Here is a 24497-nt window from a genome sequence, read left to right as displayed (position 1 = left end):
CCGCTGGTCAGCCGATTTCCATGCGGAACCACCGCTGCCGACCGGGGGCCACGGACGCGGCCCGTCCACCGGGCAGGTACAGCGGAAGGGGAGGGGCCGTTGGGGAGAAGGGAACAGTGATACCCAGCCTGCCGGGGACGAACCGGATGCGAATGCCATGGTGACCCAGGCAGTCGAGGGTGAAGGAGCACCGTGGCACCTCCCGGAGCGGGACGGGGTCGATGCGCAGTCCGTCGGGGCCGACCTCGAGCCCCACGATGCCCCGTTCGATGAGGTCGAGAGTGCCGGCCATGGCTCCGAGGTGGATGCCTTCACCGGTCGTGCCGCCCTGGATGTCCACCACGTCACCGAGCAGGGCTTCTTCGCAGTACCGCCAGGCGTCGGGGCCCTTGTGGCGGGCCAGGACCCAGCCGTGGACGAGGCTGCTGAGCGTCGATCCGTGACTCGTGCGCTGTGAGTAGTACGAGACGGTGGCGTGCCAGAGGTCATCGTCGAGCTCGTAGCCGAGTCGGGCGAAGATGTCGTGCAGCTCGTCGGGGCGGAAGAGGTAGCCGAGCATGAGGGTGTCGGCCTGCTTCGACGCCTGATAGCGGTTGACCGTGTCGCCTTCGGATTCCAGGATCCGGTCGAGGCGGCGGATGTCCGTGTACCGCCTTCGGTACGCATCCCAGTCCAGCTCGGCCAGATCTCCGTAGCCCTCGAACTGACTGATGACATTGCCGTGCCACGGGACATAGAGATGGCGGGAGACGTCCTCCCAGCGGTTCAGCACCTCCGCATCGAGGCCGAGTTGCTGCTCAAGCTGGCGCATGCGTGTCCGCGGCAGCTCTGCGGCCAGCTCGAGTCCACGGGCCAGCACCCATGCGGCGGTCACGTTCGTGTAGGCATTGTCGTCGACTCCGGGTGTGGCCGCCCCGGGGTAGGCGTCGTGGTACTCGTCCGGGCCCATGATCCCGCGGATCCGGTAGCGCTGCCGGTCCGCGTCGTACTCGGCGGCCGCTCCCCAGTAGCGGGCGATACTCAGGAGCAGTTCGGCTCCGGGGCCGTACCGGAACCCTGCGTCACCGGTGCTCTGCGCGTATCGCCAGGCGTTCCAGGCTATGGCAGAACCGACATGGCGCTGGAGGTGGGAGTGGTCCGGCAGCCAGCGGCCGGAGCGTGGGTTGAGGTGTAGTGTCTGCGTCTCCTCTCGCCCTGAACTGGCGCTCTGCCACGGGAACATCGCGCCCGGTCTACCAGCCGCCTGTGCTGCGGCAAGGGCTGCGGGGAGGCGTCGGTGGCGGTACATGAGCACGGCGCGTGCGACATCGGGAAAGTGCAGGGTGAGGTAGGGCATGACGAACAGCTCGTCCCAGAAGACGTGGCCCCGGTAAGCCTCTCCGTGCAGGCCTCTGGCGGGTACGCCGGCGTCGAGCTCCGCCGTGTGCGGCGAGAGGGTCTGCAGGACGTGGAAGGCGTGGAGGCGCAGGATCCGACCGGCCTCACCGGGCACCCTTACTTCGCCTTGGCTCCAGAGGCTTTCCCAGGCTGCCATATGCCCGGCGAGCGCGGTCGCGAAGCCTGGTGCGCGCGTGACGTGTTCGACCGCAGATGCGAGCGGATCGCCCGCAGGCCGGTCCAACGAGCTGTAGAAGGCTGCGGACTTGAGAACGACGACTGGGTGACCACGGGAGATCGGCAACCGGAAGGTCTGCGCCGTCGCCGCCTCTGTGCAGCTCAGACTCACGGCAGCCAGGGGCCGGGAGGACGTGCGTACCGCGATACCGATGCGGATGCGGGACGATGTGGTCTCGCAGGAGAGCCGAGCGATGCCGTCCGCTCCGACGCCGGCACGGTGGCCCGTGAGGTGACGTCCGTCAAGGGCCCGGTACCGCGCGACGCCGGCATTGGTGACGTCACCGTCGAGAACGGACTGGATCTCGATGGTTCCGCGCCATCCGAACGCGCGGAAGGTGCTCTGCTGGGCCGCGAGGTGGGGGTCCGCCATGTGAACCAGCCGGGTGTGGGTGACGCCGAGCCGGCGGCCGTTGCCGTCCTGGAAGAGCATGCGGCGGGTGAGCGTCCCCGCGTGCAGGTCCAGCACGACGTGGTGGTGGCGCAGGCTCGGATCGTCGGGAGTGAGCCACGCCCCCGCCGGTCCGTCCTCGGGCAGGCAGCGGTAGCGCACCCGGGTCCAGTCGGGGAGGTTGACCATGTCCTCGTTGCCGACCTGCTTCCCCGCGACCTGGGAAGGGAGCCAGTTGTAGCAGCCTGCCGCGTAGGTACCGGGATAGTGAACCGCGTCGGCAGGTGATTCGGGTGCGGCTCCGCGCGTGGCGAACCGGCCGTTGCCGAGCGTACACAGAGCTTCGACCACCTGCTCGGTCTTCGGGTCGTAGCGGTCGAAAGTCCAGGTCCACGCGGTGTTCACGGCTGCGCTCCGGCGACGGTGTCCACGACGGCGGTGAGGTCAGGGAGCACGACATGCGCGCCGCGAGACCGGAGGTTCGCTGCGGCAGACGTGACGCCGGTCCGGTCGAGGCCGATCACCAGGCCGAAGCGCCCGCGTCGGCCTGCCTCCACCCCGGCCAGAGAGTCTTCGACCACGGCCGCGTCGACGGGGTCCACACGCATCCGGCGTGTCGCTTCGAGGAACAGGGCGGGGTCCGGCTTGCCCGCTAGGTTCATTCGGTCGGCATCCGCCCCGTCCACGAGCACGTCGACGAGCGGGGCGATTGCGGCCGACTCCAGCAAAGGGCGTGCATGTCTGGATGCGGAGACGGCGGCGCAGAGCATCCCCTGGGCGCGCAGCGCTTCGAGTGCGGGCCGGACCTCGTCGAACACCTCGACCGCTCCGTCCTCGAGCGCTGCCGTGAACGCGTGCTCTTTTCGGGCGGCGACCGCCCATGCCGTGCCGCACCCCGGCGGATCCGTGGCGTTACCCCGCGGCAGCTCTATGCCGCGCGCGGTCAGAACGGCGAGAGCTCCGTCGAGACGGGGTTTGCCGTCCACCAGTGCCCGGTACTCCCGCTCTGCGTCGAAGGGCGGCTGCGCCGGGCGGCCGGTGCCGGCCGCCGCCCAGGCGTCGAGGCAGCCGTCGAAGGCGGACTTCCACGCAAGGGCATGCAGCGCGGCGGAGTCGAGGAGGACCCCGTCGGTGTCCAGGACGACGGCTCGAAGCGGGTTCACTGCCTGATCACCCTGCGTCCGGTGATCCGGATCGCAGTGACCTTCATCCAATGGGTCCGCGGACCGCCGGCCCAGGGCAGGGAGTACGCGACGGCGTCGAGCCGACCCAGCTCCTCCTCGTCGGTGACGCCTCCTGCCTCGCCGACGGCCATAACGCTCCAGCCCAGGCGCGTGACGTCGTCGACGTGGTCGACCTCGAAGGCCACCTCGGAGCCGGCGGCCCGCGCGAGCACCGCGTCACCCGAGGTCCGGAATGCGATGTCGCGGCCCGCCACCACGTAGTTGACCGGGAATATCGCCGGACCGTCCGGCGTGAAGACAGCGACCCTGCCCACACCGTGCGTGGACAGCAGCCGTCGGCACTCGCCTTCGGACAACTCGACCAGCTTGGCATCCAGCACGGCTGTTCCTCTGCCTGGCGGGTATTCCGTCGTCGCGCCCGAGAGTTCCGCGGCGGTCGTCCCCAGTGCGTCGGCTAGTCGCAACAGGGAGCCGATAGCCGGCGCTGCCGCGTGTTCCTCCAGGTAGGTGATGTACGCGCCGTCAACGCCGCAGCGCTCACCCAGTTCGTCCCGGGTGAGGCCGAGTTCCTCACGGCGCAAGGCGATCCGCCGCCCAAGGTCAGTGCGTCCGGCCGGCGCCTCCGAGGCGCCCGGCCCGTGCTGGGTTCTAGTCATCGTCGTCATGCCCTCTCGGTGTCGGGGCTGGGTGGCCGGGACCGTGACAGCGTGTGCCGTGGCTGTGGAGACCGGCGGTCACGATGGGTGCCAGTCCGATACGTCCCGTGCCTGAGGATCCTGACCCGGTTCACCTCGGGCACGTCACCCCTGGAAAGGCGAGTGTCTTCACGACGCTCCCCTCGTCCCTTGCGTACGTTAAGGAGGTTTCCACCGCCAGGCTGACCCGGGCTCGACGGCCCGCGCATGGGCCGGTCGGTCCCCTGCGTGGGCCTGTCGGCCCCCTGTAGGCCCATACACGCGGTGCAATGGTGAGAACCGGATCCCCTTACCGAAGGGAGGGCGGGTCATGTCCGAGACAGCCCCGCGCCCCGCTACCGCCTCGCCCAGACCTGCCCTCCTCCGGTTGCTCGGTGCGGTACGCACGGTCACCGGCAGCAAGTTCCTCGTCGAGAGCGACCACGCCCGTATCCTCGTCGACTGCGGGCTCTTCCAGGGTTTCGCGGACCTGCGCCGTCGCAACTGGGACAAGCCCGGCTTCGACGCCTCCGACCTCCGCGCCGTGGTCGTGACCCATGCTCACCTGGACCACTGTGGCTATCTGCCGCGCCTGGTCCGGCACGGCTTCCGTGGTCCGATCCTCTGCACCCCCGGAACGGCCCGCCTCGCCGAGATCGTGCTCCGCGACAGTGCCCGCCTCCAGATGGAGGCCGCCGAGCACGCCAACAGTCACGGCTGGTCCAAGCATCGCCCCGCCAAGCCGCTCTACGACGACTCGGACGTCGAGAACACGTTGAAGTTCTTCGACCCGGTCGAGGTCGGCAGCGAGATCGAGATCATGGCCGGAACGAAACTGAGGCTGCACCACGGCGGACACATCCTCGGCTCAGCCTGGGCTCACCTCACGCTGGAGGACGGCCACACCCTGGCCGTCAGTGGCGATCTCGGCCGTCCCGGGCACCCCCTGCTGCTGCCCCCGGAGCCCTTCACCGGCGCCGACGTGCTGCTGATGGAGTCCACCTACGGCGACCGCCGCCACGACCACGAGACGGCACGGCGCGAGTTCGCTGCCGTGATCACCCGAACGCTGTCGCGAGGAGGAACCGTCGTCATCCCGGCATTCGCGATCGACCGGACCGAGGTCGTCCTGCACGAGCTGGCCGAGCTGCGCGGTGACGGCACGCTACCCCGCCACGTGCCCGTCTACGTGGACAGCCCCATGGCCCTGGCCGCCTTGGACGTGTACCGCGACGCCCTGCGGTCCCGCGCTCCCGAACTGCGGCCCGAGATCCTGGGCCAGGGCGAGGCGGTGTTCAGCCCGGAGCCTTTCCTGGCCGCCCGTACCGTCCAGGAGTCCATCGACATCAACAGCACCACGGGCCCCGCGGTCATCGTCTCCTCCGCCGGCATGGCCACCGGCGGCCGGGTCCTGCACCACCTGCACCGGCTGCTGCCCGACCCCCGCAACGCCGTCGTGATCGTCGGCTTCGCGGCCGCCGGCACCCGGGCGCGTGACCTCGTCGACGGTGCCCGCACCCTCAAGATGTTCGGCGAGTACGTTCCCGTACGCGCCGAGGTGGCCGACGTACCCCACTTCTCCGCCCACGCGGACGCCGACCAGATCATCGACTGGCTGCGCTCCGCCCCGCCCCCACACACCACCTACCTCGTCCATGGCGAGGAGACCGCCGCCGAGACCCTCCGAGACCGCATCGACCACGAGCTGGGATGGACGGCCGTCGTACCCAAATCCGGCGAAGCCGTCCTGGTCCGCTGACCCGGGCCGTATGGGCCCTGCGGTATGCACCGCGAGGCCCTCCCGCACCCCAAGGGACCGGCGCGACCCTGAAGGGGAACGGCTGGAGGCACACCATGACCGCCATGACCACTCTCCTAGACGAGATGGAACCCGAAGCACGCCGGGCCCTGCTAGCCCCCGCCCACCGCGTGGACATCCCCGCCGGAACCCGCATCTTCAAGGAGCGGCAGCGGGCCGACCGCTTCTGGATCATCGAAAACGGCACCGTCGACCTCGACCTGCACGTCCCCGGCCACAAGGCCACCGTCGTCGACACCCCCGGTTCGGGAGGGCTCCTCGGCTGTTCGTGGATGGTCCCTCCCTACTCCTGGCACCTCGGCGCCGTCACCACCCACCCCGTTCGGGCGCTCGAATTCGACGCGGAGGCCGTACGGAGGCTCTGCGACGAAAACGCCGTCGTGGGCCGTTGCGTATCGACCGCTGTCGCCGCAGTCATCGCCCGTCGGCTCGACTCGGCCCGCACCCGGATCCTCGACCTGTTCGCACCCCACCACAGCGACATGCCGCTCGCCTACGCCCGCTGAGGACCAGCCATGACCTCCACCCCGTACACCGTCAACGACGTCATGACGAAGACCGTCGTCACCGTCACCGCCGCCGCCGAGTTCAAGGAGATCGCCACCGCGATGGAGCGCTGGAAGGTCACCGCGGTCCCGGTCATCGAAGGCGAGGGCCATGTCGTCGGCGTCGTCTCCGAAGCCGACCTCCTCACCAAGGAGGAGTTCCACGAACACGGGCCGAGCCTCATCGAGCAGATGCGCCGGCTCGGCGACACCGCGAAGGCCGGATCGGTCCGTGCCGAGCAGCTGATGACCAGCCCAGCCGTCACGATCCGCCCCGACGCCACGCTCCCTCAGGCCGCCCGCCTGATGACCGACCGCCACATCAAACGGCTTCCGGTCGTCGACGCCGATGGCACCATCCTCGGCATCGTCAGCCGCGCCGACCTCCTGAAGGTCTTCCTCCGCTCCGACGACGACCTGGCCGCCGAGGTCCGCCGCGAGGTCGTCGAGCGTCTCTTCCCGCTCTCGCACCGTGGCATCACGGTCGACGTCACGCACGGCATCGTCACCCTGACCGGAAGGACCCGCGACCCGCACCTCATCCCCGTGGCCACTCGCCTCGCCCGGGCCGTCGAAGGCGTGGTCGGTGTGCACTGCCGGCTCGAAGGCTCTGCATCCGCGTGAGCGCAATGTCGGTGTTACGGGGCCAGGTCCCGCTTCATCAGCAACGCGTGGCCCAGGACGAGCCCCACCACTCCTACCCCGACCAGCACCCCCAGCTGCGGCCACAGCACGTGGCCCTGTGCCAGGGCGTCACCCGGTGTGTAGTAGTGAAAAGGGCTGATGAACCGCAGGGGGGCTGCCTTCGACCAGGCCAGCGCGATGAAGTTGACCGCGAAGCCGACCGCTCCGATGGCGATCGTCGCACCGATCACCTGGGCGCGTCGGCTCCCCCCGGCCGATACGGCCAGGGCCGGTCCGGCCAGACACAGCGCGAAGCCGAACCCCATCAGCCCCGCCGCGAAGACGCCGCTCAACGGCACGTCCCGGTGGATGTCCGGCGACAGCCAGACGCCCGCCGCCACCGTCAGCGTCGCTGCGGCGTTGAGGGCGAGGGCCGCGATCACCACGGCGGCGGTCCGCTCGGCGAGGAGCCGGTTGCGGCTCACGGGGCGCACCATGACCAGCTCGATCGTCCCTGATTCCACGTCGGCCGCCACCGCGGCCGCGGCCAGCGCCCCGATCGCGGTCAGCTGCATGGCGATCCAGAACGGATGGACCAGTCCGGCGCCGAGCAGCCCCGGATAGCTCGCGATCGAAACGTCGCCGCCCGACCCGCTGAACGCCCGGTACGCCGAAGGAGGGCCCTTCCCGCCCGCCGAGAACAGCTGCCCCGGCGCGATCGTGTTCGCCACCACCACGATCAGTGCCTCGAAGACGACCATCCCGACCATGAGGGCCACCAGCATTCGCCGGCGCCGGTGCAGTGCCAGCCACAGCAGGGGCCACCGCGACTTCATGGCGCGGCCCCCTCCGCCCTACCATTGCGGTACAGATCCAGGAACGCCTCGTCCAGGCCCGCCTCCTCCACGATGACGTCCGCCATCCCCAAGGCCAGCAGCTCACGCAATGCTTCCACCACCTCGCTCGGGGGTACGAGAAGCTCCACCCGGTCGCCCTCCCAGCGGGGCGCCCACTGTTCCGCGCTCCCCAGAGCGCGCGGCCCTTTCCCGTCGTCGAAGGCAAGGCGGATCCGGCGCGCCCGCGCCTCCCGGAGTGCGGCCACGCTCTCCACCGTTACCAGGCGCCCTTCCCGGACGATCGCCACGCGTCCGCAGGCCCGCTGGACCTCCGGTAGCACGTGGCTGGACAACAGCACAGTGCGGCCGTCGGCTGCTGCCTGCTCCATCAGCTCGAAGAACGTTTCCTGCACCAGAGGGTCCAGCCCCTCGGTCGGCTCGTCCAGGACCACCAGCTGGGGATCGTGCTGCAGCGCCTGCACCAGGCCCAGTTTCTGCTTCATGCCGCGCGAGTACCCGCCCACCGTGCGCCGCAGGACCGCGGGCGTCAGCCCGAGCCGCTCGCACAGCTCGGCTCGCCGCGCACAGGGCCGACCCTGGAGGGAACACAGGAGGTCGAGGGTCTGCGCCCCGGTGAGCTCCGGGTACAGGCGCAGCTCACCCGGGAGGTAGCCGAGCTCCCGTGCCACCCGGCGGTGATCGGCGAGCGGGTCCATCCCCAGCACCCTGACATGGCCGGCGGTTGGGCGCAGCAAACCCGTCAGGCACCTGAGCGTGGTGGTCTTGCCGGCCCCGTTCGGCCCGAGGAAGCCGAACACCTCGCCCGGACCGATGCCGAGTGTGAGGTCCTCCACCCCGACCACGGCGCCGTAGCGCTTGGTCAGTCCCCTGAGCTCGATCGCATCCATGCTGCCCACCCCACCAGTCTGTGCTCTGGCCCAGACCGACGCGCAGCGGGCGGAGAGCGGTCCCGGGACAGTGTGCAAAGAATACCCCCGGGGGTATTCGTGTACGCTCGCAATATACCCCCGGGGGTAATTCTCGAGATAAGGAGCGACAGCGTGTTCTTCATAGACACCCTTGATCTGGAAGGGCTCGGCAACCGCAGCTACCTGGCCGGCGGCGCCCGCACGGCCGTGGCGGTGGACCCGCCGCGCGACATCGACCAGGTGCTCACCGCGGCGGCCCGCCGGGGGGTGCGGATCTCCCACGTCGTGGAGACCCACATCCACAACGACTACGTCACCGGCGGCCTGGACCTGAGCCGCCTCACCGGCGCCGCCTACCTGGTGCCCGCCGCGGCCCGGGTGTCCTTCGCCCGCACGCCGGTCCAGGACGGCGACATCGTGACGGTGGACGCGGGAATCACGCTGCGGGCACTGGCCACCCCCGGCCACACCCCGCACCACACCTCCTACGTCCTGGAGGAGCGGGGTGCGGCCGTCGCCGTGTTCACCGGAGGTTCCCTGCTGATCGGCACGGTCGGACGGCCCGACCTGGTCGAACCGCGACTGACCGAGGCGCTGGCCCGCGCCCAGCACGCCTCCGCACACCGGCTGGCCGCTGAACTGCCGGACGAAACCCAGGTGCTGCCCACCCACGGGTTCGGAAGCTTCTGCTCCTCAGCCCAGGCCGACGGGGACGCCACCACCATCGGCAAGGAGAAGGCGGGCAACGACGCCTTGGTCCAGGACGTCGACGCCTTCGTCACCGCCCTGCTGGCCGGGCTCGAAGACGTGCCCGCCTACTACGCCCACATGGGGCCGGTCAACGCCGCGGGCCCGGCTCCGGTCGACCTCACCGCACCTCCCGTGGCGGACGCCGCTGACATCGCCGCCCGCCTGGCCGCCGGAGAGTGGGTGGTCGACCTGCGCAATCGCATCGCCTTCGCCCAGGGGCACGTCGCGGGGTCCTTCAACTTCGAGGCCGACGGGAAGATCGCCACGTACTTGGCGTGGATGATCCCGTGGGGCAAGCCCGTCACCCTCCTCGCGGAATCCCCCGTGCAGCTGGCGCGGGCACAGCGCGAACTGGCCCGGGTCGGTATCGACCGGCCGGCCGCCGCCGCCACCGGAGAGCCCGTCGATTGGATCTCCGCACACGAACAGCTGCGGGGTTTCCCACGGGCCACGTTCGCCGACCTCGCCGCCCTGGACCCCTACGAGCACCGGATCGTGCTGGACGTACGACGGGAGTCCGAACGCGCGGACGGCTGGATCAAGGACTCGGTGCACATCCCGATCCACCAGCTCCACCGACGCCAGGACGAGGTACCGGCCGGAGTGGTGTGGGTCCACTGCGCGGGCGGCATGCGTGCGGGGATCGCGGCCTCCCTGCTCGACGCCGCTGGGCGCGACGTCGTGGCCGTCGACGACTCCTTCGACGCCGCCAGGCGCTCGGGTCTCCCGATGGCCACCGGACCCCGCACCGACAGCTGACGACTCGGCCTCCCCGTTCCCGACGAGAGAAGGACCCCATGATGTTCCCCTTCCGGCGCCGCCCCGCCCGCGTGACTCCAGCCGATGCCCATCAGCGCACCCGTGACGGGGCCGCCGTCCTGCTCGACGTACGCGAGCGGGCGGAATGGACAGCCGGGCACGCACCCGGCGCCGTGCACGCACCGCTTTCCGCCCTGCTGGCCGGCGCCGACCTGCCCCGGGCCGCCCGGGGACGGCCGCTGATGGCGATCTGCCGCTCCGGGCACCGGTCGCAGCGGGCCGCGAGACTCCTGACCGAACGGGGAGCCGGGGCCGTCGTCGACATCACGGGCGGCATGAACGCCTGGGCCGCAGCGGGACTTCCGGTCGTCGACGGCCACGGAAACCACGGCTCGATAGCGTGAACACGCTCGCCCTCGCCCTGATCGCAGGAGCCGTTGTCGGCCTGGCACTCGGCGCGCTGGGCGGCGGCGGCAGCGTGCTCGCGGTCCCCGCCCTGATCTACCTGCTCGGCTTCACCCCGGCCGCCGCCACCACCGCGTCCCTGATCATCGTCACCGCCACCTCCGCCACCTCGCTCTACGCCCACGCCGCCTCCGGCAACGTCCGCTGGAGAACCGGCGCCCTCTTCGCAGCCGCCGGCATCCCTCCCGCCGTGACGGCCGCCGCCCTCTCGGCACACCTGCCCGGACAACTGCTCACCGCAGCGTTCGCAGCCGTCGCGGGCCTGGCGGCCCTGCACATGCTCAAGTCCCCCGCACCCGAGAACGAGCTCGGCCCGGTCCGCCCCGTGCGGGCTGCCGGAGCCGGCGCGAGCCTGGGTGCCGTCACCGGATTCCTGGGGGTCGGCGGCGGGTTCCTCGCCGTCCCCGCCCTCGTAGGAGTACTGGGTCTGAGGATGCGGGTGGCCATCGGAACCAGCCTGCTCGTCATCACCGTCAACTCGCTCGCCGCACTCACCGTCCGTACGGGCGGCGCCGCGCCTCTGGACTGGGCCGTCGTCGCGCCCTTCACCGGGGCGGCGATCCTCGCCGCCTGGGACGGACGGCGCCTGGCCGCCGCGATCAAGGGCTCGAGCCTGCAACGGATCTTCGCGGTCGTGCTGCTGTGCGTCGCGGTCATGATGCTCACCGACGCGGTCCGCTGACAGCAGATCCACCCCACGGCCACACCCCCACAGCACGCCCGGTATCCGCACCGGACACCGCCCACAACCGGCAGGAGACAGTCCGCCATGACCACCCGCCACGCCCTCAACGCCCACCATGCCCACACCCGCCTGCACGAGCTCACCGTCCTCGATGTCCGCACTCCCGGCGAGTACGCCGCAGGTCACCTGCCCGGCGCCCTGAACATCCCGCTCGACCAGATCTCACGCGCCCTTCCCGCCATCCGCCACGCCGCCGACCGCGGCGACATCCTCGTCGTCTGCGCCTCCGGAGCACGCTCCGACAGCGTCTGCAGGACGCTCGCCGAGCACGGCGTCGACACCGCCACCCTCACAGGAGGCACCGGCGCGTGGGCCGCAGCGGGGCACGACCTCCACCGCGCCGAACAAGCCTCGCGCACCACGTGGGGCATGGAACGCCAGGTCCGCCTGACCGCCGGCGCCCTCGTCCTCGCAGGTATCGGGCTCGGACTGATCCACCCCGCCTTCCAGCTCATCTCCGCCGCAGTCGCCGGCGGCCTCGCCTACTCCGCCTTGACCAACTCGTGCGGCATGGCGGCCGTCCTCGCCAAGCTCCCCCACAACCGGCCTCAGCCCGGCGACCTCGATGCCACCCTCGCAAGGCTCCTCAATCACTGACCCCGGAAGGGAAAATACCCCCTGGGGTACTATGGATCCGGAGAGCACACCAAACAGGAGGCACCCGGTGAAGGTCGACGACGACGCGGTCAGCTCAGTCCTCAACCGGCTGCGCCGCGCCCAGGGACAGCTCGCCGGTGTCATCGCCATGATCGAAGCCGGCCGCGACTGCAAGGACGTCGTCACCCAGCTCGCCGCCGTCTCCAAAGCGCTCGACCGCGCCGGCTTCAAGATCGTTGCCAGCGGCATGCGCCAGTGCATGAACAACGCCGACGGAACCGAGGCCCCCATGACCGAGGAAGAACTCGAAAAGCTCTTCCTCGCCCTCGCCTGACGGCCACCTGGAAGACACGCGGGCCGCGCGCCGCCACGCCTCGGGTTGCACGCCCATGGACACCGCACCGAAGACGGGCATCCGCCGTGCCCGGCGCATGTCCCGGACTTGGTGGAGGTCGTGCCCGAGGTCGTACTGCACGAGTCCCGCCCAACGGGTCGGCCCGCACGCCTCCCTTCCGCCGTCAACCACCTGACGCCTGGTCGCATAGCGGCCTGCGCATCGTCGGCCGGCTCTGTGAGGTGAACGGATGCGCCGTACGACGGCTCCGACGTAGCCGCTTCAGCCGAACCGCAGCCGGCGGACGCGAGCGCCGAACACGCGCCACCGCCGTTCGTTGTCGCGCACGAGCGTTGCCGATTCCGCGAGGAGGTCCGCCGCCCGGTCGAGCAGCTCGGACGCCGAGAAGAGGTAGGCAGGGGTCTTCCGCTCGGACCCGAGGTCGGCTCGCAGCGCCGCGGGAGAGAACGTGACCCGATCCAACAGGTCGAGGGAGCGGCGCAGCAGGTGGGCAACCAGCGCCAGCAACCCTGCCGACTGCCAGTCGTTGGCAATGATGCGATGGCGCTCCCCGAGCAGATCGGCAAGCGCCGGATAAGCAACCAAGAAGCCGGCGGCCTCCCACGCCTGCTCCATCGCGTGCGCCAGCCAGATTCCGGTCTGCTCGCTGTCTTCCGCGATTTCCCCGACGTCCCGCTTCAGCCGCTGAAGCTCGACGGGCTCGGCCTCCCCCTCCATGAAGAGGATTCCCGACTCCGCGACGAGTCCGGGGGCGTTCAGATCCTCCGCACCGGCGAACGGATTCTCTGCCGGCTCACCGGCGTCGATCACACTCCACCGGCCTGCCAGAGACTTCAGTGCCCGGGAGCACGCCTGAAGCTCGCTCGCCTGCCGCAGCGGAGCCTGCGCGTAGAACTGCTCATGTTCTCGATGGAACCGGGCAAGGTTGGCGATCATCTGCAACAGCGGTTCGGGAGGGACGGACTTCGTCTGGTCCTCGGGCATGCGAGAAGTGTCCGCCCGCAGCGACCCCCACCCGGATGACAACACGCCGCCTCGCCGCGGACCGAGTCCCCACTCAGGGCGAGGCCATCCACATGCGCCGACTCTCCCCTTTCGGTGCAGAGCCGACCACAGCAGCGCCCGTCGGCTCCCGGCGTCGCAGCTGCCGTTGCGGCGCCCTTACGGTCATCCGTTCGCCAAGGAGGTCGTGATGACTGGTTCCCTGGTCCTGTCGTCTACATCGTCGAGAACCGGCAGTGCGCCTGCCCGCCGCAGGAGACGATCACTGCTCTGAGTTGGACCACCGTTTGAACTCCTGAGGTCTCTGTGCCTCTGCCCATGAGAACGGCTTTCACCTTCGCAGCCCGGAGAGTCGTCGAGTTTCGGCATCGTGCCCTGCGAGCCGGCCTGCAGGCGTCATGCTGGTCGTTGCGACAGCGCGAAGGGAACGATGTCTTGCGGGGAACGAGTGCGCGGGCCGGGTCTGCGGTCGCGGTGGGCGCGGCATTGGTCGCGGCCGGGATGGGCGTGATCACGAACTACGTGACGGCAGTGGTTCCCACCTGGGCCCAAGATCCCCGGCTCGTGTGGCCCGCATTCGGTGTTCTGATCGTTGCGGCGGTCGTACTTCAGTTCTGGGCCAAGAGCCTGGATGCCGGCGCGGGACGCGCGAATCCGCGGCAGCTTCCTCTGGAACGGGTACTGCCAAACAGGCACGGGTCTCTCGCACCCGCGCACACCGGGGGGCCGGTGCGCGGCCGGGACGCCGACCTCGCCACGCTGGGAACGATGTTACGTCGTCCCGACGGCCGGTTCGCGGTGCTGTGCGGCACGGGGGGAATGGGCAAAACCACCTTGGCCGCCCTACTGGCCGACCAGGCCGTTGCCGATGGTACGCCGGTGTTCTGGGTACCGTGGCGCGACGAACGGGACCTTGCCGAGCAGATGACCCGGGTTGCACTCGCCTGCGGGCTTTCGGAAGAACAGCTGGAATCGGTCCGGTCGGGCCGGGCAAGCCTGCCGGACGTGGTGTGGCAGCAGCTCGCCCTGGAGCGTTCATGGCTGCTGGTCGTGGACAACGTCGACCAGCCCGCTGCCGTGGGTCCCGACAGGGAGCCCGTTGCCTCCTACCGGGGTTGGATCCGCCCCGGCGGCAGCGGCCTCCTGCTGGTCACCAGCCGCGACACCGACCCTGACACCTGGGGCGGCCGCGCCGTTCTGCACCGCCTGGCCCCGCTCGACCCGGATGCCGGCGCCCGCGCTCTGCTCGACGGCGCACCCGAGGCGGGCACCCTGGAAGACGCACGGCTCTTGGCCGACCGGCTCGGCGGTCTCCCCCTCGCGCTCCACACCGCCGGTCGCTACCTGGCCGCCGTCGCCAGCCGACACCGTACGTTCACCGCCTACAGGCAAGCCCTGGACCACGAACTGTCTGCCCTACTCGGTGCCGAACACCCCGACGCCGCCGACCCAGATGTTGCCCGCAGCCTCGTCCGCCACACCTGGGACCTCTCCCTGGGCCAGCTCACCGCCAGGGGCACCACCCGGGCACGCCACATCCTGCGCCTGCTCTCGCTGTTCGGCACTGCGCCCGTTCCGTTGTCGCTCATCACGCCGAGCCTGGTGACGGCGGCCACCGGCCAGGCGACGACCGCGACCGACGTCGAGGCGGCGATCAACGGCCTGCACACCTACGGTCTTGTGGACACTCCCGCAACCGGTCCGGCCGGCTCGGACATCGCCCAGGTGTCACTTCATCCCCTGATCCGTGAGATCTCCGCCCTTGCCCTGACCAGCGAGTCCCCTGACCCGAGCCGCTGGTACCGGGCTCTCGCCGATCACATGGTGACCACAGTGCGAGGCCTGAACGGCACGGGACGTACGGGATGGCCCATCGGCAGGCTTCTGGCACCCCACGCACTGGCCTTCGCCGAGCTCGAGGGATGCCGTGACGACCTCGAACTCGCCAGCGCCCTGTACTCGTTGGCACGACTTCTGGACGACGCCGGCGAGGCGACCGAAGCCCTGCGTCTGGACCGTCAGGCAGCAACAACACGCACCCGGGTCCTGGGACCGGACCACCCCGACACGCTGACCAGCATCGACGGCCTCGCCGTCACGCTGCAAAGTCTGAGACAGCACGCGGACGCCATCGAGCTACTCGAGCAGAACACCATCGACCGCGCACGCGTTCTCGGACCGGACCACCCGAACACCCTCCGCAGCCGCCACAACCTCGCGAACGCGCTGGGCGGTCTCAACCGACATGCCGAAGCAGTCGATCTGCATCGCCAGAACCTCACCGACCGAGCACGCGTTCTCGGGCCGGATCATCCCGACGCCCTGGAGAGTCGCAGCGGTCTGGGCCGTGAACTGGGCTGCCTCGGCCAGTACACCGAGGCGTTCGAACTGTTTGAGGTGAACCTCGCCGACCGGACCCGGGTGCTGGGTCCGAATCACCCCGACACCCTGGAGAGCCTCGACGACCTCGCAAACGCGCTGGTCAGTCTCGGCCGACACGGGGAAGCGGCGAATCTGTACGCGCGGATTTCGCTCCACCGTATGCAGGTACTGGGACCTGACCATCCCGACACCCTGCTTAGCCAGAGCAAGCTCGCTCTCATGCTGGGCCTCCAGGGCCGGCATACGGAAGCAATCGATCGGCACCGTCGAAGCCTCACCGACTGCACACGGGTGCTGGGTCCGGACCACCCCGACACCCTGAGTACCCGCAACAACCTCGCCAACGCCCTGAACCACCTCGGCCGGCACGCGGAAGCGGTCGACTTGCACCGCCAGAACCTCACCGATTACACACGGGTGCTGGGACCGAACCACCCCGACACCCGAAGCAGCCGCAACAATCTTGGCAACGCCCTCAACGAACGGGGCCGGCACGCGGAAGCAGCTGATCTGCACCGGCAGAACCTCACCGACTACACACGCACTCTGGGCGCGGAGCACCCCCTCAGCCTGACCAGCCGCACCAATTTGGCCATGGCATTGAACCACCTCGGCAGGCACACGGAAGCAGTCGAGCAGTTCCGGCAGGTCCTCGACGACCGCACCCGTGCACTGGGCACGGACCACCCCGACACCGCACGAAGTCGCAACAATCTGGCCGTCGCGGAGAGGCACCTGGCATGGTCGCGCCGCTGGTACGTCAGGCCGTGGCGCCGCCTCGGCGCCAGCTGACCCAAACCGGCACGAAGGCCGAGGCAGCCGACGCCTGCGCCGCCTATCCGCCCGTGAACGCGCCCCTATCCCAGTGGAAGCGGTCGGCGCCGCCGCCGGCCTTCGGGCGGTGAGGATCGTAGCTCCCGATCGATACCTTCATCTCACGAAGTTCGGAGATGCTTCGCCGGTACGCGGGGTGCGCCGCCAGGGCGGAGTTCACGTACGGCAGGACGGCGGTGGGGATGTCCATTCCGTACGCCTCGCACAGGATGGCCAGCGCGAGGTTGTCGGCGAAGCCCGCGGCCCACTTGTTGACCGTGTTGAAGGTTGCAGGGGCAGCCACGATGGCGTCCGCCGGCGGCAGGGGCCGATCGTCACCCGGCGACCTCCAGGCAGAACGGATCTCGAAGCCGGTCTGCGTCTCGATCGCAGGGACGTCGAGGAAGGGCAGGGCATGCGGAGTGGCGACGACCCCGACGTCCCAGTTCCGCTCCTGGGCCGCCGTGATCAGCTTGCCGACGTCGTCCGCGATCCCGGCGGCACAGACGACGACGTACAGGAACGGCTTGCACTGCGGATCCGTCACGCGAGTCCCCTTGAGCGCCAGTAGTCCGCGAGCATCTCCGCTGGCCAGCTCGGTTCGCGTACTTCGCCCCGCGGTCCCATCTGCTGGAAGTACGGTGCGACGTCGTAGATCGGGGTGCCGTCGATCGCGTCGAGGTCCTCGACATAGAGGTCCAGGCCATCGACCTTCACCAGGCGGGGAAACGACTGCGCGAGCTGGTTCGGCCGGCGGTGATTGCGGTGCACGAACGTGCCGGTCGGCGGCCAGGCCGGATTGTTGCGGGGGCTCCGTGCGTGCAGGGCGACATCGTTGGGCGATGCCTTGTGGAAGTGCCAGACGACGAGGAGGTGCGAGAACTCCTCCAGGCCTTGCACGACCTCGACGGGGAAGTCCGGGTTCAGACGGATGATCGCCTGCCCTCCCCAATGGTCGTCCGTGGGCTCGACCCGTCCCCCGACCACGGTCCCGATCGGCGTGATCTCCAACGATTGCGTCATGCGCTCCCCTTCATGCCCCGCCCTAACCGGCCCAATCTATGCGTGGGCCAGAGGGCAGCGCACCAGTCGAGCACCACAACTCCGAGATCCGGCCGCGACGGCGTAGGCCACTCGACGACTCACCCGATCACCGCGTCCAGGTGCCCTTGTACCGGCTGGACGAGCCCGAACGGAACGTACAGCGGCAGCTCTGCAAACGCCTCGGCCCGGACCGCGGCCCCCGGGCACATCCGGAGCGTGCTGTCATACCCGCGTGCGAGGGTTGCCAACGGCGTTGGCCACGAAGTCACCTGGGAGAGCAGGTTGTGGATATGCGTCAACGATGCGCCAGCGGGGTGGTGATCGGACGCAGGGGGCAGACATGTTGATCACGCGTATGTAGGCAACCACCACGAGCCAGACACCCTGGGGGGAATGTGGCAGACGTGAACGTCGACAGCCTTCGCGGGAGGGAACTCGCAGAGTACATCGTGACGACCTACGGCTTCTCGGTCTACCCCGTGCAATCAGACGGGACGCCGCTGCAGAACTGTGAGACGTGTCGTTCCAGAAGCGTGCGGTACAGCTCCGGTTCGTTGTCATGCACGGCCTGTGTCCAGGGGTTTGGGGAAGAGGCTCGTGAGCCGGTCAAGCACTTTGTGTCGGCTGAGACGATGTGGTGTCACGGCTCTCACTCCGCCACGGCCAGGCCGGACAGGGTCAAGGACTTCTGGCCCACCGACGCGCCCCCGGCGGTCGCCCTTGCTCCCTCCGGGCTGCGAGTTGTCAGGGTGTCGCCGCAGATGGAGGAGCGGGACCTGTCCGAGATCATCGACTACGCAGGCATGGAAAGGACTCTGGTCCTGGGGCACCCTGACGGGACAAGATCCATGATCTACATGGGGTACGGTCCAGCGACGACCTCGGGACCGACCGCGTCCTACTTACAGCTGGTGCACACCTGTTCGGCATTCTTATGGGATGGAAGGATCGTCGCCGACTACCCCGTCTCGCACATGCAAAAGAGCATCTACGGGTCCCTGCAAGAGTGCGACAGTCTTCTTGGTCCGTGTAGCTGTTCTGCCGACTACCACGACGGGAATCAGTACCGGTACAGCTGGCAGCACTGCCCCCAGTCGCCGGACACCCATCCAGGGATCACAAACTGCCGAGGCGGCGCCCAGGTGACGGACGACGTTCCCCGATTCGAGCTAGAGGCCGACCTGGTCAACTGGCTTGTCCGACAGCTCTCCCCCTTCTTCGAGATTCAGCGTCAGGTCTCCGGTAAGTCCATTCACGGGAAAACCGTCCGCCTGGACCTTCTCCTGACTCCGCGTGACACGACAGGCTGGAAGAAGACCGATGTGGTCTTCGGGCTCGAGGTGAAGCAGCCAAGCAGTGATCCGGCGAAGCTGATAGCCCAGGCCATCGACTACTCCAACTCGACCTGGACCGGGCATGGGCGAATCCCGATCCTGATGTACCCACTCGCATCCGAGTTCCGAAACGAACCGAGCTTCATGCGCTTCCTGCGGACCCTGGCCGCGGAGTTCATGGTCGGGGAGCTGTCGCGCGACAACGCGTTGGGCTGGACCATCACCATGGGAGGCGCTCCGGTCTGGCACGCCTCAAGGGGGCCAGCGGCCGTGGGCAGGACCAGCCTGTTCAGGGTGAGGGATGGGCACCGCTGAGGTGACGGCCACGCCAGCCTGACTGCCGACGCGGTAGCGCTGGGCAGGCGGAACACCGGTGGACCCTCGACCGGGCCACACCGGGCCTGAGCCGTCCCTGCTCCCCACCGCCTGGGCAGCGGTGGGGAGCAGTACCTCTTACCTCGGGTCAGGGGGTGAGGCGGTTCGGTCCGCGGAACAGGAACGCGGCCTCGCGGATCGAGTCGAGGCCGAGCATGACCATCAGGATCCGGCCCAGGCCGGCGCCAAGGCCGCCGTGGGGCGGGCACCCGAACCGGAAGATGTTCATGTAGTCCTGCATCGGCTCGGTGTCCATGCCCTTCTCCTCCGCCTGCTTGAGCAGCACGTCGGAGCGGTGCTCACGCTGGGCCCCGGTGGTGATCTCCAGGCCCTTCCAGAGCAGGTCGAAGCTGAGCGTCAGGTCCGGCCGGTCCGCCGGACGCATGTGGTAGAAGGGCCGGATGCTGGCCGGGTAGTGCGTGATGAACACGAACTCGTGGCCCGTGAGCTCCTTCATGTGGGCGGCGATGGTCCGCTCACCCTCCGGGTCCAGGTCCTCCTTGACGCCTTCGGGGTCCCAGCCGCCGGCCCGCAGGATCTCCTGCGCCTCGGCCATCGTGATCCTGGGGAACGGAGCCTCCGGCACGACAACTTCGACGCCGAAGATCTCCTGGATCGCCTCACCGTGGACCTCGGCGACCTTCGCGATGGCGTGGGCAAGCATCCCCTCCTCGAACGCCATCACGTCTTCGACGTCGTCGATCCACGACAGCTCGACGTCCACGCCGGTGAACTCGGTCGCGTGCCGGGAGGTGTACGACGGCTCGGCTCGGAAGACGGGGCCGATCTCGAAGACCCGGTCGATGCCGGCGGCCACGGCCATCTGCTTGTAGAACTGCGGCGACTGCGCGAGGTAGGCCGAGCTGTCGAAGTACCCGAGCTTGAACACCTCCGCGCCGGACTCCGAGGCGGTGCCCATCAGCTTCGGGGTGTGCATCTCGGTGCAGCCGTTCTGCATGGCGTACTCGCGCAGCCCCTGTTCCAGGGTCGTCTGCGCGGCGAACACCATCTGCGCGGTGGCCCGCTTGCGTACGTCGAGGAACCGCCAGTCGAGCCGGTGCTCGGGGCCGGTGTGCTCGTCGATCGGCAGGGGCGTCTCCGCCCGGTTCAGCACCTCGATCGTCTCGGGGACGATCTCCAGGCCACCCAGGTTGACCTGGGCCGCCTCTACGACGCGGCCGGTGATCCGCACGGCGGACTCGGGGGTGAGTGATTCGATGACGGCTTCGAGCGGGCCGCCGTCGCGCTTGTGGGTCACCTGGGCCATGCCGGAGTGGTCCCGCAGGATGACGAACTGCATCTTGCGCTGCAGCCTGAGCGCGTTCACCCAGCCGGAGACGGTCACGGTCTGGTCGACGTGTGCGCGCAGGTCAGAAACCAGTACGCGGCTAGTGCTGTGGATCATCGCAGCCCTCCAGGGGCGTCGTCATGATCCCTTGGAAGCGTGGGCGAGAAGGGTACTCGCGGTGCCACCACGCCTTTGCCACCGCCAGACAGCGGCGGCCTCATTCAGCCCGATGACGGGGGCAAACCGGCGGGGCATTGGGCCCGAGGGCCTTTCCTCCCCGCGCTCGGGAGGGTCTTCACCACGGGTGCGAGTCCGCCTTCACAGCTACCGGCGGCTCTCTCTGCTCGCGTGATCCGTGGCTACTCGTCTCCGTCAACGCATTGAGACGAGGATACGGACACGGTCAGATTCGACACAACGGAATGATCGAGACACGCTTCGGGAATCAGCCCACAGGGTCGAAGCCAGCATGCATGGTCTCCCTCCCCCGACCACTGTTCCGATCGGCGCAACCTCCGGCAACTGCGTCATGCGCTTCAGGCGTCGTCGTGATCAGGTCAGATCGAAGGCGGATCGGGGCCAGCGATCAAGGCCGGCGACTGCCAGCCGATCCTGCCAGCAGGATGGCCGATCGGGCTGCGACAAGGGTTCACGCACCGGCGGCAGGTTCGGCATCGCACACTCGAACGAGGGTCAGGCGTCGGTCGGCCGCCCCGGTAGCAGTCGGGGTCTTCCCGGGCCAGCCGATCGACAGAATTGCGCTGATTCGACGGCAAGTTGGGCGCCTAGACTCTGGGTTTCCCCCCGGACACCGACCGATCGCGGTCGACCACAGGACAAGCAGGCCCCGGTCCTCTACCGGGCCGGGCTCATGGACCAGTTCCTGCACCAAGTGGAGGTTGTCGCTATGCCCGAGAAGGTCACGAAGGAAAAGGTCCTCGTCTACGTCGTCCGTGACGGACGCCTGCTGGTGTTCCGCCACACCGACTACTCCTATGAGGAGGTTGGCATCCAGGTGCCCGCAGGCAGCATCCGCCCCGGTGAGACCCCGGAAGGCGCCGCCCTGCGCGAGGCCCGCGAGGAGACCGGCCTTTCGGACTTCAAGATCGTCTGCAAGCTCGGCGAGACCGAGTACGACATCAGCCCGTACCGGTTCGAGATCCAGCACCGGCACGTCTTCCACCTGGAGCTGACCGAGCCGACGCCGGAGCGCTGGATGAGCCAGGAGGACCACGACGGCGAGCAGGAGCCGACCTACTTCGAGTGTTTCTGGATCCCGCTAGAGGCCGCGCACATTCTCCAGTCCGGCCAAGGCGCGCTACTGGGGCGTCTGTCCGACTAGCCACTGCAAGCGGGGGCGGAGGTGCTGACTGAGAGTGGCGGCGCTCACTACGGCGCCCAAGGCCCTCGACCAGCATAGATTCCCGCACGGACAGCAACTCTGGACGAGCCACCGACTCATCGCAGGCGGCTTCTGCATGTTGAGATCCCTTGCCCAACGCCCGCTGTCTGGCCCGTGCCAACAAACTGTGCCCGTCCCAACCTGAGCAGCTCACAGCAACCACTAGCGGCAGGCGCCGTCGGGGCCGATGCACTTCGGCGTTGGCCCCGACGGCAAGTCCACAAAGTCGGACAGCTACTTCGCAGCCTCTGCACGAAAGGCGCCGGCGCCGATGGTGCCCCGGAGGACGTGAGCGATCTCCTCAGGCTTGAGGTCGATGCCGTCGAGGCCCTTGACGGTCAGCGGGATCTCCTCCAGCGCGTACTCGCCGCGGCCCTCGGCGCTGAACTCGGGCCCGGTGCGGTCGTCGAAGGACCAGGTGGCGATGCGGGCGAGGTAGAAGAGCTGACGCTCGTCGTCGGACTCCATCGTGTGGAGGAGTCGGACGACGTCGGCCTTCCCCGCGATCTCCTCGTGGATCTCCCGGTGAAGGGCGGCCTCCCGGGACTCGTCGCTGGGTTCGACGCCGCCGCCGGGCAGGACCCAGTACACGGGGATGCCGGGCTTGGTGCGACGGATGACCAGCATCGTGTCGTCAGCGGTGACGAGGACGGCGCGGACTCGTTCGATCATTTCGGTCTGTCTCCTTGCTTGTTGACGGTCTCAGTACAGCGGCCAGCCGCCATCGCCGTGGACGGATTGCCCAGCAACGGCCGACGACCAGCGAAGTTGATGTGCTCCGTGTTGACGGACGCATCGTGTCGGCGGGGCTCTTCCTGCTACGGTCATCCGTTCGCCGAGGAGGTCGTGATGAATGGACCCTTGACCGCTGCTGCCCAGGTGGATCTACGCCGTCAGCCGGTGGAAGACGTGCTGAAGCGCGTAGAAGCGGCCCTGCATGTGCAACTGGATCGGCAGGCCCTCGTACGCAAGCGCCGTTCCCTGGGCTGCCGTACCGAACGGGATACATGGGTGCGCATTGAACGGCGGGGATTCGAGCGGATCGGCGCACAGGGCTGGAACGGGACCGAGGCCGCTGCCGTTCTTCAGGGGGTCGCGATGCCCCAGTGGTACCAGGGCCTGGCGTGGCGTGAGTCGGGCGAGCCGGTGATGTGGCGCGCGGATGAGCTGGAGCTGATTCCATCGCCGTCTATCGGCAAAGGCGCCCTGGTGCTCGAAGACCCGGGCCTGCCGGACGAATGGTGGGCAGCTCTGAACGCTTCGCTGGACGCGCTTGCCTCACAGCAGACACCGCGGATCGCGACACCAGATACGGTGACGATCACGCAGGAGCACGTGACCCAGACCCTCGGAGCGGTCTTCCCTGGGGTGGCCGATACGCGCATCGAGCGGTGGTCGCCGGCTCATGCAGATCTGACCTGGGCCAACGTGATGGGGCCGGGGTTCTCCCTCATTGATTGGGAGGACTGGGGCATGGCGCCCCGGGGCCTGGACGCCGCAACGCTGTGGGGCAACGCGCTTGCCGTCCCAGGGCTCGCGAACCGCGTCCAGCAGGAGCGGCGTGCAGATTTGGAGAGCCGGGACGGCAAGCTGATGTCGCTGTTCTTCCTGTCGAAGATCGTCGGACCCTACGCGTACGAGGAGGATCCGCTGCTGGCGCCAGCCCGGAAGGAGGCCGAGCGCCTGGTAGCCGAGCTTCAGCTCTGACGGTGTCCATGGAGGGCCCGCAGGTACTGACTGACGGCGGCGGTGTCCACCTCCGCGCCCAGCGTCTGGACCAACTGGGCCAGGTGCCCGGGGTCGTCGGTACCGACCGCCATCGCGGAGGCGCTGGGCAGGTGGAACGAGGCCCGGAACGCCGCCTGTATGCGGGACAGATCCTCGTGACGCGGTCGCAGGAACGGCCGGGGGTCGAATTCCTCCCACACCTTCCTGTGGCCGCCACCGAAGGGACTCATGCCCCAGGTCTCGCCCGGCTGCCAGGCCGTGCGCAGGACGTTTATGGCGTCGAGTAGGTCGATGCCCACGAGGAACCCGGCCCGGACCATCAAGAGGTCCGGGGACGGCAGGTCGTCCACCTGGACCATCTCGAGCGACCGGGTATCCCAGGAGGCCACACCCCAGGCGCCGAACAGGCCGTCGCGGGCGGCATCTGCCAGGGCAGTGCAGGCGTTGCCGAGAAAGGTGTGGCCATCGGGAGTGGACAGGCCCGCGAGGCTCCGCTCGACCTCGTCCAGAACCATGGTGCAGCCCTCGCGCATCAGCCCACCGACGCGGCGCATGTCGGCCATGGGGATGGCCTGTCCCCGCCGAGTGACGGAGGGGTGGATGTAGCGGCCAGGGTGCAGTTCTGCCCCTTCCTGGAAAATGCGGAACTGGGGCGTGGTGACGCTGCGACGCATCACCAGGTCAAGCAACTTACTGGGGTTAAGCAGGCGATCGAGCAGATCAAGGTCCTCGATCGTGCCTCGGGTGAAAGCAGATCCGAGTGCGCCAGGTCCGTCCCAGCCGAGAGCCTTCTCCATTGCAGTGACGAAGTGGTGATCCACGTCTTCCTCCAGTCGAGTCAT

23 protein-coding genes are annotated in these 24497 nt (G+C 68.8%); 12 read left to right on the top strand and 11 right to left on the bottom strand.

The window, feature by feature from the left end; genetic code table 11:
• Window positions 1–7: 7 nt before the first annotated feature.
• From OG472_RS37095 to OG472_RS37085, 3 genes are read right to left on the bottom strand one after another with little or no spacing between them, the layout of a single operon-like run.
• Window positions 8–2410, bottom strand: a complete 2403-nt coding sequence (locus tag OG472_RS37095; RefSeq protein WP_405833368.1) for a glycoside hydrolase family 65 protein — start codon at window positions 2408–2410, stop codon at window positions 8–10.
• Window positions 2407–3168 (bottom strand): HAD family hydrolase, encoded by a 762-nt coding sequence (locus OG472_RS37090; RefSeq protein WP_405833366.1) that lies wholly within the window; start codon window positions 3166–3168, stop codon window positions 2407–2409. Before OG472_RS37090 ends, OG472_RS37095 begins: the two co-directional genes overlap by 4 nt.
• Window positions 3165–3854 (bottom strand): helix-turn-helix domain-containing protein, encoded by a 690-nt coding sequence (locus OG472_RS37085; RefSeq protein WP_405833364.1) that lies wholly within the window; start codon window positions 3852–3854, stop codon window positions 3165–3167. Before OG472_RS37085 ends, OG472_RS37090 begins: the two co-directional genes overlap by 4 nt.
• Before the next feature lie 340 nt (window positions 3855–4194).
• Between OG472_RS37085 and OG472_RS37080 the strand changes: the two genes are divergently transcribed.
• The 3 genes from OG472_RS37080 to OG472_RS37070 all read left to right on the top strand — a co-directional run bounded on the left by OG472_RS37080 (window position 4195) and on the right by OG472_RS37070 (window position 6851).
• Entirely contained in the window at window positions 4195–5622 is a 1428-nt protein-coding gene (locus tag OG472_RS37080) for an MBL fold metallo-hydrolase RNA specificity domain-containing protein (protein ID WP_405942576.1), read from the top strand.
• 104 nt (window positions 5623–5726) lie between these two features.
• The gene (locus OG472_RS37075; protein ID WP_405833360.1) at window positions 5727–6188 is read left to right on the top strand and encodes a Crp/Fnr family transcriptional regulator; all 462 of its coding nucleotides are present in this window, start codon (window positions 5727–5729) and stop codon (window positions 6186–6188) included.
• Between the two features lie 9 nt (window positions 6189–6197).
• The gene (locus OG472_RS37070; protein WP_405942575.1) at window positions 6198–6851 is read left to right on the top strand and encodes a CBS domain-containing protein; all 654 of its coding nucleotides are present in this window, start codon (window positions 6198–6200) and stop codon (window positions 6849–6851) included.
• A gap of 14 nt (window positions 6852–6865) precedes the next feature.
• Here the strand turns inward: OG472_RS37070 and OG472_RS37065 are convergent, their stop codons facing one another.
• Complete coding sequence (locus OG472_RS37065; RefSeq protein ID WP_405833357.1) at window positions 6866–7687, bottom strand: ABC transporter permease subunit; 822 nt, start codon at window positions 7685–7687, stop codon at window positions 6866–6868.
• Entirely contained in the window at window positions 7684–8595 is a 912-nt protein-coding gene (locus OG472_RS37060) for an ABC transporter ATP-binding protein (RefSeq protein WP_405833355.1), read from the bottom strand. The genes OG472_RS37065 and OG472_RS37060 overlap by 4 nt, the downstream gene beginning before the upstream one ends.
• Window positions 8596–8748: 153 nt before the next feature.
• Between OG472_RS37060 and OG472_RS37055 the strand changes: the two genes are divergently transcribed.
• From OG472_RS37055 to OG472_RS37035, 5 genes are all read left to right on the top strand, one after another.
• Complete coding sequence (locus OG472_RS37055) at window positions 8749–10125, top strand: rhodanese-like domain-containing protein (RefSeq protein ID WP_405942574.1); 1377 nt, start codon at window positions 8749–8751, stop codon at window positions 10123–10125.
• A gap of 41 nt (window positions 10126–10166) precedes the next feature.
• On the top strand, window positions 10167–10529 hold the full coding sequence (locus tag OG472_RS37050; protein WP_405943237.1) for a rhodanese-like domain-containing protein: 363 nt from the start codon (window positions 10167–10169) through the stop codon (window positions 10527–10529).
• A complete protein-coding gene (locus OG472_RS37045; protein ID WP_405833351.1) occupies window positions 10526–11272 on the top strand; it encodes a sulfite exporter TauE/SafE family protein in 747 nt (248 codons plus the stop codon). The genes OG472_RS37050 and OG472_RS37045 overlap by 4 nt, the downstream gene beginning before the upstream one ends.
• Before the next feature lie 87 nt (window positions 11273–11359).
• Window positions 11360–11932, top strand: coding sequence for a rhodanese-like domain-containing protein (locus tag OG472_RS37040; protein WP_405833350.1), 573 nt, complete (start codon window positions 11360–11362; stop codon window positions 11930–11932).
• A 67-nt stretch (window positions 11933–11999) separates the two neighbouring features.
• On the top strand, window positions 12000–12266 hold the full coding sequence (locus tag OG472_RS37035) for a metal-sensitive transcriptional regulator (protein WP_405833348.1): 267 nt from the start codon (window positions 12000–12002) through the stop codon (window positions 12264–12266).
• A gap of 282 nt (window positions 12267–12548) precedes the next feature.
• On the opposite strand, the gene OG472_RS37030 is transcribed toward OG472_RS37035, so the two are convergent.
• Window positions 12549–13271: a hypothetical protein gene (locus tag OG472_RS37030; protein WP_405942573.1), complete on the bottom strand. Its 723-nt coding sequence runs from the start codon at window positions 13269–13271 to the stop codon at window positions 12549–12551.
• A 525-nt stretch (window positions 13272–13796) separates the two neighbouring features.
• Between OG472_RS37030 and OG472_RS37025 the strand changes: the two genes are divergently transcribed.
• Window positions 13797–16463 carry a tetratricopeptide repeat protein gene (locus tag OG472_RS37025; RefSeq protein ID WP_405942572.1) on the top strand — a complete coding sequence of 889 codons (2667 nt, stop codon included), beginning with the start codon at window positions 13797–13799 and terminating at the stop codon, window positions 16461–16463.
• A 43-nt stretch (window positions 16464–16506) separates the two neighbouring features.
• Here the strand turns inward: OG472_RS37025 and OG472_RS37020 are convergent, their stop codons facing one another.
• Both OG472_RS37020 and OG472_RS37015 read right to left on the bottom strand, forming a co-directional pair.
• Window positions 16507–17031 (bottom strand): flavoprotein, encoded by a 525-nt coding sequence (locus tag OG472_RS37020; protein WP_401605724.1) that lies wholly within the window; start codon window positions 17029–17031, stop codon window positions 16507–16509.
• Entirely contained in the window at window positions 17028–17507 is a 480-nt protein-coding gene (locus OG472_RS37015) for an SAM-dependent methyltransferase (RefSeq protein ID WP_405833343.1), read from the bottom strand. Before OG472_RS37015 ends, OG472_RS37020 begins: the two co-directional genes overlap by 4 nt.
• 425 nt (window positions 17508–17932) lie before the next feature.
• Between OG472_RS37015 and OG472_RS37010 the strand changes: the two genes are divergently transcribed.
• Entirely contained in the window at window positions 17933–19177 is a 1245-nt protein-coding gene (locus OG472_RS37010; protein WP_405942571.1) for a hypothetical protein, read from the top strand.
• 148 nt (window positions 19178–19325) lie between these two features.
• On the opposite strand, the gene aspS is transcribed toward OG472_RS37010, so the two are convergent.
• Window positions 19326–20642, bottom strand: a complete 1317-nt coding sequence (aspS, locus tag OG472_RS37005; RefSeq protein WP_405942570.1) for an aspartate--tRNA(Asn) ligase — start codon at window positions 20640–20642, stop codon at window positions 19326–19328.
• A 790-nt stretch (window positions 20643–21432) separates the two neighbouring features.
• Here aspS and OG472_RS37000 point away from each other — a divergent pair.
• Window positions 21433–21867 carry an NUDIX domain-containing protein gene (locus OG472_RS37000; protein ID WP_405833340.1) on the top strand — a complete coding sequence of 145 codons (435 nt, stop codon included), beginning with the start codon at window positions 21433–21435 and terminating at the stop codon, window positions 21865–21867.
• A gap of 294 nt (window positions 21868–22161) precedes the next feature.
• Here the strand turns inward: OG472_RS37000 and OG472_RS36995 are convergent, their stop codons facing one another.
• Entirely contained in the window at window positions 22162–22599 is a 438-nt protein-coding gene (locus OG472_RS36995) for an NUDIX domain-containing protein (protein ID WP_405942569.1), read from the bottom strand.
• Window positions 22600–22776: 177 nt separating this feature from the next.
• Here OG472_RS36995 and OG472_RS36990 point away from each other — a divergent pair, with 177 nt between their 5' ends.
• Window positions 22777–23634: a hypothetical protein gene (locus tag OG472_RS36990; protein ID WP_405942568.1), complete on the top strand. Its 858-nt coding sequence runs from the start codon at window positions 22777–22779 to the stop codon at window positions 23632–23634.
• On the opposite strand, the gene OG472_RS36985 is transcribed toward OG472_RS36990, so the two are convergent.
• Window positions 23625–24497, bottom strand: a complete 873-nt coding sequence (locus OG472_RS36985) for a hypothetical protein (protein ID WP_405942567.1) — start codon at window positions 24495–24497, stop codon at window positions 23625–23627. The two genes, OG472_RS36990 and OG472_RS36985, sit on opposite strands and share 10 nt — an antisense overlap.

It is taken from the genome of Streptomyces sp. NBC_00207, assembly GCF_045160965.1.
In the GTDB taxonomy this organism is placed as follows: domain Bacteria; phylum Actinomycetota; class Actinomycetes; order Streptomycetales; family Streptomycetaceae; genus Streptomyces.
This window is presented reverse-complemented; position numbering and strand designations above follow the sequence as displayed.